This window comes from Citrobacter telavivensis (assembly GCA_009363175.1).
Taxonomy (GTDB): Bacteria; Pseudomonadota; Gammaproteobacteria; order Enterobacterales; family Enterobacteriaceae; genus Citrobacter_A; species Citrobacter_A telavivensis.
The window spans coordinates 5,392,397-5,408,217 of sequence record CP045205.1; the positions used below are offsets into that span (position 1 = coordinate 5,392,397).

A 15,821-nucleotide genomic window follows, 5' to 3' on the forward strand; every position below is an offset into this window, starting at 1 on the left:
GCCTATAATCCCGATTAGATGTCAAGAACTTGCGGTTGCTGTGCCGCGTGGTTGTGCTCGTTGCCAGCGTAAACTTTCAGTTTACGGAACATAGCACGACCCAGCGGGCCTTTTGGCAGCATGCCTTTAACCGCGATTTCAATCACACGCTCAGGACGGCGGGCAATCATCTCTTCAAAGGTCGCTTCTTTGATACCACCGATGTGGCCGGTGTGGTGATAGTACACTTTGTCAGTACGCTTGTTGCCGGTTACAGCAACTTTGTCAGCGTTCAGAACGATGATGTAATCACCGGTATCTACGTGCGGAGTGTATTCCGCTTTATGCTTACCGCGCAGGCGACGAGCCAGTTCAGAAGCCAGACGGCCCAGAGTTTTACCGGTCGCGTCAACAACGTACCAGTCGCGTTTTACGGTTTCTGGTTTAGCTGTAAAAGTTTTCATTAAAAGCTTACCCAATAAATAAGTTACACGTTGGTGAACACCCAAACGTTATGTCAGTTGAGGTTCACACGACAAAGTCCGGCAAACCTACCCCTTCGAATAGCCAATGCCAGCACACAAAAAGTTTTGGGAAAAAACTTTCTTGTAACGTGGGGTCGCAAGATTATAGAGAAGTCGGGGTCAAAGATCGACCCCTAAATGTGATTTGCTCAACAGTTTGTTGGTAGGCGTCAGGGCATATGTTCCCGCTTCAGATACTCTTCGCTCTGCATCTCCTGCAAACGCGACAGACAGCGCTGAAATTCGAACTTCAGTCGCTCGCCCTGATACACCTCATAGAGAGGCACGGCGGCGCTCACCACCAGCTTGACGTGGCGCTCATAAAATTCATCCACCAGCGCGATAAAACGGCGCGCTTCGCTTTCCATCAGCGGCGTCATCACCGGTACGTCAAACAGCATTACCGTATGGTACAACCGTGACAGCGCAATGTAGTCATGCTGGCTACGGGCATCGACGCACAGGGTGTGAAATGACACCGCCAGCGTCTGGTTTTCCATGCCCAGCGTCGGCAACGGGCGGTGATTGATCTCCAGAACCGGCCCCTGTTCACGTTTGACACCCGCCAATGCCAACCAGAGGTTGTCCATCTGCTGCTGCGTTTCATTGTTCAGCGGTGAGAGCCACAAATGCGCCTGGGTCAACGTCCGCAGACGATAATCCACACCCGCGTCTACGTTCATGATGTCGCAATGTTGTTTAATCGCATCGATCGCGGGAAGAAAACGCGTGCGCTGTAACCCGTTACGGTAGAGCTCATCAGGCGGAATGTTCGATGTCGCCACCAGCGTAATACCGCGCGCAAACAGCGCCTTCATCAGGCCGCCGAGCAGCATGGCGTCAGTAATATCAGAAACAAAAAACTCATCAAAGCACAGCACATCCGTCTCGGCCTTAAAGCGGTCGGCCAGGATTTCAAGCGGATCGGTTTGCCCCTGCAGAGCCGTTAACTCCTCATGCACGCGCAGCATGAAGCGATGGAAGTGCAGGCGCTGCTTCCGAACGCCTGGCAGGCTATGGTAGAACAGATCCATCAGCCAGGTTTTCCCTCGCCCTACGCCCCCCCACATATATAAGCCTCGCACCGAAGCGCTATGCGCCGCTTCCTTTTTTCCCAACAGCTTACCGACGCGGGCCATAAACCCTTTTGTTTCAGGGACTGAGGTTTTGTTCGAGGTCAACGCCTGATAAATAATCTCCAGACGATTGACCGCCTCTTTTTGCACGTCATCGGGCTGGTGAGTACCCTCGCTAATGGCTTTCAGATAACGGGATGTGGGGGTAAAGCTTTGCATGATGTTATTGTTATTCCTTGAAAATCGGTGTGCCGTCGTTCACGGTTGACGAAAAAAAGGCCGTTCTACACTACGCGATATAAAGACGGGATTCCACTTCTGCGGGATTAGCGGTTATAGTGGCAGTATCAGGCGCAGGCATGGAGCCTAAAGCCAACACCCTACGGAAACAAAAGACAGCGGGAGATGTTCATGACCTGGGAATATGCGCTAATTGGGTTAGTCGTCGGCATCATCGTCGGTGCTGTAGCCATGCGTTTTGGTAACCGGAAATTACGTCAGCAACAGGCGTTGCAGTACGAACTGGAAAAGAATAAAGCCGAGCTGGAAGAGTATCGTGAAGAGTTGGTCAGCCATTTTGCCCGCAGCGCTGAGTTGCTGGACACCATGGCCCACGATTACCGCCAGCTGTATCAGCACATGGCGAAAAGCTCCAGCAGCCTGCTGCCGGAACTGTCAGCGGAATCTAACCCGTTCCGTAACCGTCTGGCCGAGTCTGAAGCCGGCAACGATCAGGCACCGGTACAAATGCCGCGTGACTATTCCGAAGGCGCATCCGGCCTGCTGCGTAGTGGTGCAAAGCGCGACTAATCGCACATCGTTAATATTTTTCCTGGGCGCAGCGATTGCGCCCACCTCTTATCTCCCGTCCCGACTATCATTTAATCATTATCCGCATTGTTAGCAGATTGAAAATTCAATAACATCAAACTGTTTTGAATCGTCTTTCCCTTTACTCAAGGTACGAGAGCAGGATCAATGAAAATACAAACCCAGCTGTTGAGTGCATTAGCGTTAAGTGTCGGGTTAACTCTCTCGGCGCCATTTCAGGCCATTGCGTCGATTCCAGGCCAGGTTCCCGGCCAGCCCGCGCTTCCCAGTCTCGCCCCGATGCTCGAAAAGGTGCTGCCTGCCGTCGTTAGCGTGAAGGTTGAAGGCACCGCAACCCAAACGCAGAAAGTCCCGGAAGAGTTTAAAAAATTCTTTGGTGATGACCTGCCGGATCAGCAGGCGCAGCCGTTTGAAGGGCTGGGTTCTGGGGTCATTATCGACGCCGCGAAAGGCTATGTTCTGACCAATAACCACGTGATTAATCAGGCGCAGAAGATCAGCGTCCAGTTGAATGATGGACGTGAGTTCGAGGCTAAACTGATTGGCAGCGACGATCAAAGCGACATCGCCCTGCTACAAATTCAAAACGCCAGCAAGCTGACGCAAATCGCCATCGCCGACTCGGATAAACTGCGCGTCGGTGATTTCGCCGTGGCAGTCGGTAACCCGTTTGGCCTGGGGCAAACTGCAACTTCCGGTATCGTCTCGGCGCTGGGGCGCAGCGGGTTGAATCTGGAAGGTCTGGAAAACTTTATTCAAACCGACGCCTCTATTAACCGCGGGAACTCCGGCGGCGCGCTGCTTAACCTGAACGGTGAACTGATCGGTATTAACACCGCCATCCTTGCACCTGGCGGCGGCAGCGTTGGGATCGGTTTTGCCATCCCCAGTAATATGGCCCGCATCCTGGCGCAGCAACTGATTCAGTTTGGTGAAATCAAGCGCGGTCTTCTGGGCATTAAAGGCACCGAAATGACTGCCGACATCGCCAAAGCGTTCAAAATGGACGTACAGCGCGGTGCCTTTGTCAGCGAAGTGCTGCCGAACTCCGGTTCCGCCAAAGCGGGCATTAAGTCCGGCGATGTGATCACCAGCCTCAACGGTAAACCGCTCAACAGTTTTGCCGAACTGCGCTCCCGAATTGCCACCACAGAACCCGGCACCAAAGTGAAGCTGGGCCTGTTGCGTAACGGCAAGCCGCTGGAGGTGGAAGTGACGCTCGATACCAGCACCTCGTCGTCTGCCAGCGCGGAGATGATTGCCCCGGCATTGCAGGGGGCGACGCTGAGTGACGGTCAGCTTAAAGACGGCAGTAAAGGCATCAAAATTGACAGCGTTGAAAAGAGCAGCCCCGCCGCACAGGCCGGTCTGCAAAAGGATGATGTGATCATTGGGGTCAACCGTGACCGGGTGAACTCTATCGCCGAGATGCGCAAAGTGCTGGAAGCCAAACCGTCCATTATCGCGCTACAGATAGTCCGCGGTAACGAGAGCATTTATCTGCTCCTGCGCTAAATCCAGGCTGCCGGACATCAGCCTCGCGTGTGATGTCCGGTTAACTCGTGATATGCTGCTGCCGTTCCCTTTATTAATGACGCCTCCATCATGTTAGTGAAGCTCTTACGTTCGGTCGCAATTGGTTTGATTGTTGGCGCCATTCTTCTGGCCGCCATGCCTTCGCTTCGCAAAATCAACACGTTTTCTGCGCCGCAATATGACAGTGCCGACGAGACGCCCGCCAGCTATAACTCTGCGGTACGTCGCGCGGCCCCTGCTGTGGTCAACGTCTATAACCGCAGTATGAACAGCACCGCGCATAATCAACTGGAAATCCGCACTCTGGGTTCCGGTGTGATTATGGATCAGCGCGGCTACATCATTACCAACAAGCATGTGATCAACGATGCCGATCAGATTATCGTCGCTTTACAGGACGGACGAGTGTTTGAGGCGCTGCTGGTCGGCTCCGATACGTTGACCGATCTGGCGGTACTGAAAATCAATGCCACTGGCGGTCTGCCGACGATTCCGATCAATGCCGGACGTTCACCGCATATCGGCGACGTGGTGCTGGCGATCGGTAACCCCTATAACCTCGGACAGACCATCACTCAGGGCATTATCAGCGCTACGGGGCGCATCGGCCTGAACCCAACCGGACGACAGAACTTCCTGCAAACGGATGCTTCTATCAACCACGGTAACTCCGGCGGTGCACTGGTGAACTCGCTGGGCGAACTCATGGGCATCAACACTCTGTCATTTGATAAAAGCAATGACGGCGAAACGCCAGAAGGGATCGGCTTTGCCATTCCGTTCCAGTTGGCGACCAAGATTATGGATAAGCTGATCCGCGATGGTCGTGTTATTCGTGGCTACATTGGGATTGGCGGTCGTGAAATCGCCCCACTGCACACCCAGGGCGGTGGCATAGATCAGATTCAGGGGATCGTCGTCAATGAAGTGGCACCTGATGGCCCAGCGGCACAGGCCGGTATTCAGGTTAACGATCTGATTATCTCCGTGAACAGCAGGCCCGCAGTCTCCGCACTGGAAACAATGGACCAGGTGGCAGAGATTCGCCCCGGATCGGTGATTCCGGTGATTGTCATGCGTGATGATAAGCAACTGACGCTACAGGTCACCATCCAGGAATACCCGGCAACGAATTAACCTTAATTGAGATGTAAAAAAAACCGGAGCCCGCTCCGGTTTTTTATGCGTCTCGATGAGTTTGTAGGCCGGATAAGGTGTTTACACCACCATCCGGCAATCGTACTTACTTGTTAACGAACTCTTCGCCCAGCTGAATATCTTTCTTCAGGGTATCCAGCATGCCTTCCAGCGCGTTCTGCTCGAATGCGCTCAGTTTGCCGATAGACTGACGCTCTTCCACGCCGTTTTTACCCAGCAGCAGCGGCTGAGAGAAGAAACGTGCGTACTGGCCATCGCCTTCAACGTAGGCACATTCTACAACGCCTTTTTCGCCCTGCAGTGCGCGAACCAGTGAAAGACCGAAACGCGCGGCCGCCTGGCCCATAGACAGGGTTGCCGATCCGCCACCCGCCTTCGCTTCAACCACTTCAGTACCAGCGTTCTGGATACGTTTGGTCAGGTCAGCCACTTCCTGCTCAGTGAAACTTACGCCCGGGATCTGCGACAGCAGTGGCAGAATGGTCACGCCAGAGTGTCCGCCGATAACCGGAACTTCAACTTCAGTCGGCAGCTTACCTTTCAGTTCCGCTACAAAGGTGTTGGAGCGGATAATGTCCAGCGTGGTCACGCCAAACAGTTTATTTTTGTCGTAAACGCCCGCTTTTTTCAGTACTTCTGCGGCAATAGCGACAGTGGTGTTCACCGGGTTGGTAATGATACCGATGCAGGCTTTCGGACAGGTCGTCGCGATCTGCTGTACCAGGTTCTTCACGATGCCCGCATTGACGTTAAACAGGTCGGAACGGTCCATACCCGGTTTACGCGCCACACCTGCGGAGATCAGCACCACATCAGCACCGTGCAGTGCCGGGGTCGCGTCTTCACCGGAGAAGCCTTTGATTTTCACAGCAGTTGGGATATGGCTCAGATCTACAGCCACACCGGGAGTCACTGGAGCGATGTCGTACAGGGAGAGTTCTGAACCTGAAGGCAGTTGGGTTTTTAACAGTAGTGCAAGCGCCTGGCCGATACCGCCAGCTGCGCCGAGGACTGCGACTTTCATCCTAAACTCCTTATTATATTGATAAACTAAGTGTTTGTTGCTCCGCGGCGGCGACGTTAAACCACAATTTCGATGAACACAATCACCCGTATTCAATTCTGTGTAGTCACGCGAATTTAGCTTTTATGCATTTAATTGACGTAACCCGAAGATGTCTGTGCTGTAGAGCAACTTTCCAACAGGTGGTGACAATATACCCTACTGTCAGCCCAAAACAACATCAATTTGATAACAATTAATTTACTTTTAAGCTTATTTGCGAGGCGTGACATAGGCATGTTTCTTGATAACGAAATTTGATAAAATTCCGCTCTTTCATAACATTATTTCAGCCTTCATTTGGGCAGACCGTTTGCATAAAAATTCATCTGTATGCATAATAATGTTGTTTCCACTCTCATACTACGGGTGACTTATGCGAAGCTCAGCTAAGCAAGAAGAATTAGTTAAAGCGTTCAAAGCGCTACTTAAAGAAGAAAAATTCAGCTCTCAGGGCGAAATTGTCCTCGCATTGCAGGATCAGGGCTTTGATAACATCAACCAGTCCAAAGTTTCACGCATGCTGACAAAGTTTGGGGCTGTTCGTACCCGCAACGCAAAAATGGAGATGGTGTACTGCCTCCCGGCTGAACTGGGCGTACCCACTACCTCCAGCCCGCTGAAAAACCTGGTTCTTGATATCGACTTTAACGATGCGGTGGTGGTGATCCACACAAGCCCAGGTGCGGCGCAATTGATCGCCCGCCTGCTGGACTCCCTGGGCAAAGCAGAAGGTATTCTCGGAACCATCGCCGGGGATGACACCATTTTTACCACTCCGGCCAATGGCTTTACGGTGAAAGATCTCTACGAAGCCATTCTTGAACTGTTCGAACAAGAGCTTTGACCCTTCCCACCCCGCCGCCGACGTGGCGGGGTAAAACCCTGCATTAACGTCCGTTCCCCGTTAATTTAACTGCCTCTTATTTAGCAAATAGTGCGTTTATCTGCCCAAAATCATTCACACAGTGAATATGCAAACGAAAAACCGCACAAATCGCAAAATTTAATATCCATATGATTTTATTAGATATAAATAAAATCCCATGACTTTTTAATTCCAGATAAGCATAAAAAACAAAATATTCATTACTTACCCATCAGCGAAACAATTAGCGTGGTATTAATTTATCGCGTGATTAGTGTATACTTGATTTTGTGATGAGGGTCACGAAACGAAGACCCCCAATAATAAATTCGACGAGGTACTTATCATGAAAATCAAAACAACTGTTGCTGCGTTAAGCGTTCTCTCTGTTCTTTCTTTCGGCGCATTCGCCGCAGATTCTATTAGCGCAGAACAAGCACAAAATCGCGAAGCGATTGGCTCTGTCTCCGTAAGTGCAATCGGCTCTAGTCCAATGGACATGCATGAAATGCTGAACAAAAAAGCCCAGGAAAAAGGCGCATCAGCGTATCAGATCACCGAAGCGCGTAGCGGTGACACCTGGCATGCCACTGCCGAATTGTACAAATAAACCCTCGTCGTCTAGTCCGACGACCTTGCCCCCGACTGTCGGGGGCTTTTTTTATCTCTCAATGACGAACATTAAAACGCAGTTGACCTTCCAGCTCTTCTTCCGCTTCATCAAACAACAAAATCAATGCGCCATAACGTCGGCGTGATTTGTCGGGTAGATGCACAAACTCGATCTCCAGCGGTAACGGCAGCGCTTCACTCATGATGATGTCCCACAGAGAGTCGAGGTCACTCACTTTCTCTTTGGCAAGGCCGAACATCCGCGCAAACTCACGGTAGAAGTCGTCCTGATCTTCAATTTCATCAAAATCAAATGTATAGATATTCATCTATTGCCACCTTCCCGACCTCAGTCTAACTACAGGCCGCCAATATGCAGGGTTTTCACTTCCAGAAATTCGTCTAACCCCAGCACCGATCCTTCACGACCCAGTCCGGACTCTTTCACCCCGCCAAACGGTCCCAGTTCGGTGGACACTGCACATTCGTTTATCCCGATCATGCCACTTTCAATGGCCTGGGAGACACGGAACACCCGTTGCAGGTTTTGCGTATAAAAGTAAGCGGCCAGGCCAAACGGCGTGTTGTTCGCACGCTGAATCACCTCTTCTTCGCTGGTAAAGCGGAAGCAGGCGGCAACAGGACCGAACGTTTCTTCACTCGCCAGCGTCATGCCATCACTGCACTCACCCAACACGGTAGGTTGCCAGAAGTTGCCGCCGAGCGCGTGCGCTTTCCCGCCCGCCAGCACTTTTGCCCCTTTCGCAATGGCATCTTCAACGTGCTCACGCACTTTATCGACCGCAGAAGGTTCGATCAGCGGCCCCACTACTACACCCTCATCCAGACCATTCCCCACCTTCAATGCCTGAACCGCATCGGCCAGTTTTCGGGTGAATTCATCGTAGACGTCCTCCTGGATATAAAAGCGGTTCACGCTGACGCAGACCTGCCCGGCATTACGGAACTTATTGGCGATAGCGCCTTTCACCGCCGCATCGATGTCGGCATCGTCAAACACGATGTAGGGGGCATTACCACCCAGCTCCATCGATACTTTCTTCATGGTTTCTGCGGCGTTACGCACCAGCGTTTTACCGACTGCCGTTGAACCGGTGAATGAAATTTTGCGCACCTCATGGCTTGCCATGATGGCGTCGCTGATTTCCGGCGTATTGCCCGCTACGGCGTTGAGTACGCCATCGGGCACCCCCGCTTTCTTCGCCAGCGTAAGTAGCGCAAAGGCACTCAGCGGCGTGTTATTGGCCGGTTTTATCACCCCGGTACAGCCCGCCGCCAGCGCCGGGCCAAGCTTACGGGTCAGCATCGCCATCGGGAAATTCCACGGCGTGATTGCCGCCACCACGCCTATCGGTTCGCGGGTCGCCAGAATGCGGGAGCCGGGTTTGATCGGCGGGATGATTTCACCATTGGCGCGCTTCGCCTGCTCGGCAAACCATTGAATAAAGCTGGCCGCGTACTCTACCTCACCCTCGGCTTCTTTCAGCGGTTTACCCTGCTCGATGGTCATCAGCCGTCCCAGCCAACTCTTGTTTTCGATGATCAATTCATACCAGCGGTACAGAATCGCCGAGCGCTCTTTTGCCGTTTTTGCCCGCCAGGCAGGAAATGCCTTACTGGCCGCCGCAATGGCCTCTTCGGTCTGTTGTTTCCCCGCTTTCGCCACCTTCGCGATCGTTTCGCCCGTTGCCGGATTAAGCACATCAAAGGTGGTATCAAGCGTTTTCCACCGCCCATCAACCAGATATCCCGTCTGAAAAAGTTCGTTGTCCTGAAGCGTTTGCATGCTGTTTTCTCCTTCTGATGTCCTGAGTTGCGCACATCGAATAAGTATAGCCATAAAAAAACCGACGCTTTTGGCGTCGGTTTCTGTGGGTTAGCTGTCGGTTAGCGCATGCTGGTACTTGTGCAACATGCCGGTCAACCGTTTCACCGGTTCGGTGACCTGCGGCGGCGCTTCCCAGACCCGCAGTTTTTCCTGATACACGTCCAGTTCGTCTAATAGCTGACCAAAGTAGCGTCGGCGCTTGTCATCATTCACGGCAGAAATGACGTGATCCGCCGTACGACGCAACTGCTGGTGGAAGGCGGAGAGATCGCTATTGACCGGAATCGGCGCATCCCGCAGGCGCTGGTGCGCAATGATCATTGTCAGCGCCAGGCGGAACTTCGGCAAATCACCGGGGAATTTGTTCATCAACAGAAACAGCTGCTGATAGAGCGCGGGAAGATGGTTCTCTTTGCGTCGCACCGCGTTGGTGGTCATCGCCGACACCGCCGCAGAGACGAACTGGTTGAGCAGCACGCGGCCCGTACGGTCGCGCGAGTTATCGCGCACAATCACGATGACCAGAAAGGCCAGTACACAACCCACAATCTGCCCTAACGCACTGTCCAGGAACAGGCTGAAGTGGAAGGTCATCGGGTTATCCAACACGATAATGTTAATGGTACTGGCCAGCGCGCCCATAGAGCCCAGCCGCCGCTTCTGTACTTCGATCCCCAGAAAGAACCCCAGTACCGCGAGACTCAGACAGAGCAGCAGCATGCTTTGCTGGGTATTGGGGAGGATCACCAGAAAATAGAGCGCCCCCAGGGGTAGCGCGGCAAGCGTCCCGTAAATAAAGTCAATGGCGACCATGCGCGGATTCGGCAGACGCATCGCCAGCGAAGTGACCACCGCAATCATCACCATGGCGCCGTTACCGGAGGTCCAGCCGGTCCACAGCCAGAACAGCGTCCCCAGCACGCAAGAGATCGTGGTGCGCCAGAAGTTCACCATGGCATGGTGGCGCTCGGCAGATTCGACTTTCACCACGGGTTCATCCTGCAGCACCTCCTCTTCCGTGGCGCTGATTTTGGTATTGCTGATCACGCCACGCTTGAGCAGCAGATAGCGCGTGGCCGCTCCGGCCCAGGTATACAGCGTAACGGGCGTTTCGCGCTCACCAGTCCATGCAATCACCCGGCGCAGACGCTTAAGCTGTTTATGCACATCCTGCGCGGTTTCAACCGGCATGGCGAAGAACTCACGAAAGGTATCGGTGATCAGCTCAGGACGCGTGTTCTGGATCAGGTAGGTTTCGCAGGATTGCGTAATCATGGTCAGCGACAGCGTATTAATCGCCTTCAGGCGGCGATTCGCCCGCGCCCAGCGGGAGGATTCCATGTTCAGGTTGCTACGCATTCCTTCCAGCGCGGTTGCCCGACGCACCAGCGAGCCCCAGGCCTTATCCACGTCTTCGCTATCACCATGCTTAATGCACAGCTGCATCAACTGGTACTGCGCCACCAGCAGGCTATCCAGTTCGCGATCCACCTCCTGTTTGATCGATCGCGGAGAAAAAATCAGATCCGCCATAATGGCGCAGACAATACCAATGACAATCTCACTACAGCGCTCTACGGCAAACTGCGGCGTCAGCAGCGGCTCGGTTTGAATGGTAATGACGATAATCAGCGCAGTGTAGCCCGATAACCCCCACGCATAGGAGTTCTCGACGCGGACCAGCGAGGAGATCCAGGTACAAAAACCCGCCCAGATACAGCAGACAAGAATCATCAGCAGCGGTGCGCGGATCATCGCAATGATGATCGCCAGCGCTGCAATTGAACCGATAAACGTCCCGACGATGCGCAACATCCCACGATAGCGAATCGCGCCGGAGTACGGTTCGCCGCCAGCGGCAAAGGCCGGGCCCGCTGCGACAATCGCTGCCGTCAGTACCGCCCAGCGCGGCGTTTCAAGCTGAAAGTGGAAGCCAACAAACAGCGCGAGAACAATCGCACAGGCCAGTTTGACCGCAAAGCGAATGTGCTGGTTGGCGATGGAAAAAATGCCCATCGCGATTAACCAAATTCGCGCAGACGATGCGCCATTTTGCGGAAGAACGAGTCATTATTTTCATCACGATCCTGCTTGCCGGTGATCACGACAGTCGCGGTGGTACCGGCTGGCCACAGGTTTTCCTGCTGATCGTCAAGCTGGATCCGTACCGGAACGCGTTGCGCGAGGCGTACCCATTCCAGATTCGAATCGATGGTCGCCATGCCTTTATCGTCGCGGGTGCTGCTGGCATTGGTGACCCCTGCCGCGATGCTATCGACTCTCCCTTTTAAAACCTTGTTGCTGCCCAGCGGGGTAATTTCTGCGCGATAGCCAGGGCGTACGCCTTCCAGTTTGGTCTCTTCCATATAGGCCAGTACATAGAAAGAGTTCTGTTTCACCAGCGCCACGGCGGTTGAACCCCGGGTGATAAACTCACCGGTATAGACGTTCAGGTTGGTCACCCAACCATCCGCAGGGGCACGAATGACGGTACGTTCAAGATCTAACTTTGCGAGATCGCGGGTCGCCTGCGCTTTGGCAAGCTGATGTAATACGGTTTGCAGAACGTTGTTGGCCTGATCGATCTCTTCACGAGACATCGCCTGGACGCCAAGACGGTTACGACGTCCGGCTTCCTGGCGTTTCTCTTGCGCCAGCACCTGGTAATAGGCGACATCGGCTTCAGCTTCTTCCAGTGCTTTTTGGTAACGCGGTTGATCGATGGTGAACAGTACCTGATCTTTCTTCACCAGATCGTTATCGTGGACATTAACATGCGTGATAAGTCCGGCAACATCCGGCGCGATGGCAACCACGTCCGCACTGAAGCGGGCGTCACGCGTCCATGGTGATTCAGTGTAATAGACCCAGGTGCGGAAAATAGCGATGAACGCCAGGATGACCAGAACGAGGGTAATGGCCGTACGGGAGATTTTTCTTGTTAGTGTTTTCACTTCAACCTCAAACGAACAGGCGCGATATCAAGTAAAAGAGACAGCAATACAGCGCAGTATTAAACAGCGCCGGATGCCAGACAAAATCATAGATGCCCGTAGGCACCAGCACCCGGCGCACCAGCCAGAAAATCGCCAGTGACAGAAGCAATTCAAAGAATATCGGTGGGAAGGAAAGACCAAACACCACGATAACGGGAAACAGACTCATGTTGACCTTGATATTTTAGAGAGTGCAGGCGATGCAGTTTTCAGCTGATGTCGACGCGGAGAAGGGCAAGGAAAGCCAGGCGAGAGCGACACAGCCTTTATTTGAATAATAATATATTACCGTAACTGTTATGCTGTTATCTATAATATGTGATCTAAATCACTTTTAAGTCAGAGTGAATAATGGAACGATTAAAACGCATGTCGGTGTTCGCGAAAGTGGTGGAATTTGGTTCCTTCACCGCCGCTGCCAGACGGTTACAAATGAGTGTTTCGTCGATCAGCCAGACGGTGGCAAAACTGGAAGATGAGCTGCAGGTTAAGTTGCTGAACCGCAGCACGCGCAGCATTGGGCTTACTGAAGCTGGCAAAATTTATTATCAGGGCTGTCGGCGTATGCTGCATGAAGTGCAGGATGTTCATGAGCAGCTTTACGCCTTTAACAACACGCCGATTGGTACGCTGCGCATTGGCTGTTCTTCAACCATGGCACAAAATGTCCTCGCGGGGATCACCGCCAAAATGCTCAAAGAGCATCCAGGCCTGACGGTCAATCTGGTCACCGGTATTCCGGCACCCGATCTGATTGCCGACGGCCTGGATGTCGTCATCCGCGTGGGCGCCCTGCAGGATTCCAGTCTGTTTTCCCGTCGCCTGGGCGCAATGCCGATGGTGCTGTGCGCAGCGAAAAGCTATCTCGCCCAATACGGTATACCGGAAAAACCGGCCGACCTCACCAACCACTCCTGGCTGGAATACAGCGTGCGTCCGGATAATGAATTCGAACTGATCGCCCCGGAAGGGATCTCCACGCGACTGATCCCACAAGGGCGATTCGTCACTAACGATCCGATGACCCTCAACCGCTGGCTGACCGCCGGTGCGGGGGTCGCCTATGTCCCGCTGATGTGGGTGATCAACGAGATCAATCGGGGCGAGCTTGAGATCTTACTGCCGCGCTACCAGTCCGATCCGCGTCCGGTCTATGCGCTGTATACCGAAAAAGACAAACTGCCACTGAAAGTGCAGGTGGTGATTAACTACCTGACCGACTATTTCGTCGACGTGGCAACGATTTTTCAGGGAATGCACGGACGAGGAAAAGAGAAATAGACACCTTATTCAGGCGAGACAATAGCGGATAACGGCCAAAAAACCCCGTTATCCGCCAGAAACACGCCAGCCGTCTGACTACGCCTCATCCACCCAAATCCGCATCTCCCCTTCGCCGCGGTTGGCCCAGCTAAACCATGGGATAAACGTCAGCGTGTGATCCTGACGCGCACCGGGGGCGGTGTCGTAGTGCCACAGCGGCTGCTCGCCCTGCTGTTTTGGGCTTTGCCGGTATCCCTGCGCCTGAATCAGAACGTTATGCGCGAAAATACCTTTCCCTTCGATGGCGGTAAACGCGCTCTCTTTCGGCAGGCTCAGATTATGCAGTAACGCGCCGTTGTCGGCTTCTTCCAGACAGTACACCAACGGCCCGCGTTGTAGCGCGACTTTACCCGCCACGTGGCGCACCTGCGGATTGCCGTAAACACGGCGTACCGGCATCGGCAGCGTTAACGTGAGGGTGTCGCCCGCTCCCCAGTCACGGCGGATATGCAGATAGCCCTTGCGTACCTCACCCTCGGCAGGCGAACCGTTGAGCAACACCTGTGGCTTGTCGCACCAGTCCGGCAGCCGCAGCGCCAGCGTATGCGCCACCGGCTGTGGGGAGTCGATACTTATCTCCACCCGTTCCTGCCAGGGGAAATTACCGCTAATTTTCAGGCCCAGCTCACCGCCATTGACCGGAACCGTTACGCGGTTGCCGATATACAGATTGATATAGAGCGCTTCCGGGCGCGGCGTATAAATATAGTGACCAATAGAGGTCAGCGTACGCGCGATATTCGGCGGGCAGCAGGCGCAGCCGAACCAGCGCTGACGAACAGGTTTGATGTGATCGTAAATATGGTTGAATTTCAGTACGTTTGGCTGCACTTCCAGCGGATTCACATAGAAGAAATGCTTACCGTCCAACGCCATGCCGCCCAACACAGTATTGTAGAGCGCGCGCTCCATCACGTCGGCGTACTGGCTGTCGGCTTCCATTTCCAGCATCCGACGCGCAAACATCATCAGGCCGATGGAGGCGCAGCTTTCGGCGTATACCGTATCGTTTGGCAGATCGTAGTCGCAACTGAACGCTTCACCACGTCCCTGCGAACCGATACCGCCGGTGATGTACAGCTGGCGCTGCGCCATGTTTTTCCACAGACGCAGGCAGATCTGGCGTTTTTCTTCGTCCTGACTTAAGCGCGCCAGATGTGCCACGCCGGTCATCAGGTAGACAAAACGCACCGCGTGACCGATGGCCGTCTGTTGATCCGCTAACGGTAAATGCGCCTGGCTGTAGTCCTTATCGTGCGTCATCCAGCCCGCGCCGTAAATCAGCCAGTGCGAAGTGCCACCGCGTTTTTCAAACTCAATGTCGTAATAGTGCGGCTGCGTACCGCGCGCTTCGACAAAATAGCGCGACAGATTCAGATAGCGCGGCTCCTGTGTCACTTCATACAGCCGCATCAGCGCCAGCTCCACCTCCGGGTGGCCGGGATAACCGTGCAGCTTGTGCTCTTCTTTGCCGAACACGCTGTCGATATAGTCAGCAAAGCGGCACACCACGTTCAGCAGGCTACGCTTGCCGGTGGCCTGAAAGAAGGCGACGCCCGCTTCAATCATATGTCCGGCGCAGTAAAGCTCGTGGCATTCGGCCAGATTGCTCCAGCGCTTATCCGGCGCTTTGGCGGTGAAATACGTATTCAGATAACCGTCTTCACACTGGGCGGCGGCAATCAGCTCGATCACCTCGTCGGCGGTTTTCTCAAGTTCCGCATCTGGCTTCTGGCACAGCGACCACGCCACCGCCTCCAGCCATTTCGCCACATCGCTGTCCTGGAACACCATGCCGTAAAACTCCCCCTGCTGCCGCCCGGCGGCGATACGGAAGTTTTCAATCGCATGGCTGGGTTCCGCTTCCGCAATACGATCGTTAAGCGCATCCCACTGATAAGGGATTACCACATCGCGCACCAGTTGCTGGTACTGGCCGAAAAACGGATCGCTGACCTTAAGCCGGTGGAGATCCACTTCCATGATTTCAGGTTTCATTTTTTTGC

The 15,821-nt window shown here is 53.7% G+C and carries 15 protein-coding genes and 1 pseudogene; 6 read left to right on the plus strand and 10 right to left on the minus strand.

The features are described from left to right. Window positions 1-14: 14 nt before the first annotated feature. From rplM to zapE, 3 genes and pseudogenes are all read right to left on the minus strand, one after another. Entirely contained in the window at window positions 15-443 is a 429-nt protein-coding gene (rplM, locus tag GBC03_28345) for a 50S ribosomal protein L13 (protein QFS73846.1), read from the minus strand. Between the two features lie 53 nt (window positions 444-496). Further along, window positions 497-677, minus strand: a pseudogene (locus GBC03_28350) (hypothetical protein). Further along, window positions 674-1,798 carry a cell division protein ZapE gene (gene zapE, locus GBC03_28355; GenBank protein ID QFS73847.1) on the minus strand — a complete coding sequence of 375 codons (1,125 nt, stop codon included), beginning with the start codon at window positions 1,796-1,798 and terminating at the stop codon, window positions 674-676. The pseudogene GBC03_28350 and the gene zapE overlap by 4 nt, the downstream one beginning before the upstream one ends. Before the next feature lie 192 nt (window positions 1,799-1,990). On the opposite strand from zapE, the gene GBC03_28360 reads away from it, so the two are divergent. From GBC03_28360 to degS, 3 genes are all read left to right on the plus strand, one after another. Continuing rightward, complete coding sequence (locus tag GBC03_28360) at window positions 1,991-2,389, plus strand: DUF1043 family protein (GenBank protein ID QFS73848.1); 399 nt, start codon at window positions 1,991-1,993, stop codon at window positions 2,387-2,389. Window positions 2,390-2,557: 168 nt separating this feature from the next. Next, the gene (gene degQ / locus GBC03_28365) at window positions 2,558-3,925 is read left to right on the plus strand and encodes a serine endoprotease DegQ (GenBank protein QFS73849.1); all 1,368 of its coding nucleotides are present in this window, start codon (window positions 2,558-2,560) and stop codon (window positions 3,923-3,925) included. A 90-nt stretch (window positions 3,926-4,015) separates the two neighbouring features. Next, window positions 4,016-5,083: an outer membrane-stress sensor serine endopeptidase DegS gene (degS, locus tag GBC03_28370; GenBank protein QFS73850.1), complete on the plus strand. Its 1,068-nt coding sequence runs from the start codon at window positions 4,016-4,018 to the stop codon at window positions 5,081-5,083. Window positions 5,084-5,189: 106 nt separating this feature from the next. Here the strand turns inward: degS and mdh are convergent, their stop codons facing one another. Further along, the gene (gene mdh, locus GBC03_28375) at window positions 5,190-6,128 is read right to left on the minus strand and encodes a malate dehydrogenase (GenBank protein QFS73851.1); all 939 of its coding nucleotides are present in this window, start codon (window positions 6,126-6,128) and stop codon (window positions 5,190-5,192) included. Window positions 6,129-6,543: 415 nt separating this feature from the next. On the opposite strand from mdh, the gene argR reads away from it, so the two are divergent. Together argR and yhcN are read left to right on the plus strand one after the other, a co-directional pair. Continuing rightward, entirely contained in the window at window positions 6,544-7,014 is a 471-nt protein-coding gene (argR, locus tag GBC03_28380; protein QFS73852.1) for a transcriptional regulator ArgR, read from the plus strand. Window positions 7,015-7,381: 367 nt separating this feature from the next. Continuing rightward, window positions 7,382-7,645: a peroxide/acid stress response protein YhcN gene (yhcN, locus tag GBC03_28385; protein ID QFS73853.1), complete on the plus strand. Its 264-nt coding sequence runs from the start codon at window positions 7,382-7,384 to the stop codon at window positions 7,643-7,645. Between the two features lie 58 nt (window positions 7,646-7,703). Here yhcN and GBC03_28390 read toward each other — a convergent pair whose 3' ends face one another. The 5 genes from GBC03_28390 to GBC03_28410 form a co-directional block, all read right to left on the minus strand. After that, entirely contained in the window at window positions 7,704-7,976 is a 273-nt protein-coding gene (locus GBC03_28390) for a hypothetical protein (protein QFS73854.1), read from the minus strand. A 29-nt stretch (window positions 7,977-8,005) separates the two neighbouring features. Then, window positions 8,006-9,454: a succinate-semialdehyde dehydrogenase gene (locus GBC03_28395; protein QFS73855.1), complete on the minus strand. Its 1,449-nt coding sequence runs from the start codon at window positions 9,452-9,454 to the stop codon at window positions 8,006-8,008. A gap of 90 nt (window positions 9,455-9,544) precedes the next feature. Then, window positions 9,545-11,512 carry a p-hydroxybenzoic acid efflux pump subunit AaeB gene (gene aaeB, locus GBC03_28400; GenBank protein ID QFS73856.1) on the minus strand — a complete coding sequence of 656 codons (1,968 nt, stop codon included), beginning with the start codon at window positions 11,510-11,512 and terminating at the stop codon, window positions 9,545-9,547. A gap of 5 nt (window positions 11,513-11,517) precedes the next feature. After that, on the minus strand, window positions 11,518-12,450 hold the full coding sequence (aaeA, locus tag GBC03_28405; protein QFS73857.1) for a p-hydroxybenzoic acid efflux pump subunit AaeA: 933 nt from the start codon (window positions 12,448-12,450) through the stop codon (window positions 11,518-11,520). Window positions 12,451-12,457: 7 nt separating this feature from the next. Beyond that, a complete protein-coding gene (locus tag GBC03_28410; protein QFS73858.1) occupies window positions 12,458-12,661 on the minus strand; it encodes a DUF1656 domain-containing protein in 204 nt (67 codons plus the stop codon). A gap of 182 nt (window positions 12,662-12,843) precedes the next feature. On the opposite strand from GBC03_28410, the gene aaeR reads away from it, so the two are divergent. Further along, window positions 12,844-13,773 carry an HTH-type transcriptional activator AaeR gene (aaeR, locus tag GBC03_28415; GenBank protein ID QFS73859.1) on the plus strand — a complete coding sequence of 310 codons (930 nt, stop codon included), beginning with the start codon at window positions 12,844-12,846 and terminating at the stop codon, window positions 13,771-13,773. Window positions 13,774-13,851: 78 nt separating this feature from the next. On the opposite strand, the gene GBC03_28420 is transcribed toward aaeR, so the two are convergent. Continuing rightward, window positions 13,852-15,813 carry a glycoside hydrolase family 127 protein gene (locus tag GBC03_28420; protein ID QFS73860.1) on the minus strand — a complete coding sequence of 654 codons (1,962 nt, stop codon included), beginning with the start codon at window positions 15,811-15,813 and terminating at the stop codon, window positions 13,852-13,854. Window positions 15,814-15,821: the final 8 nt, after the last annotated feature.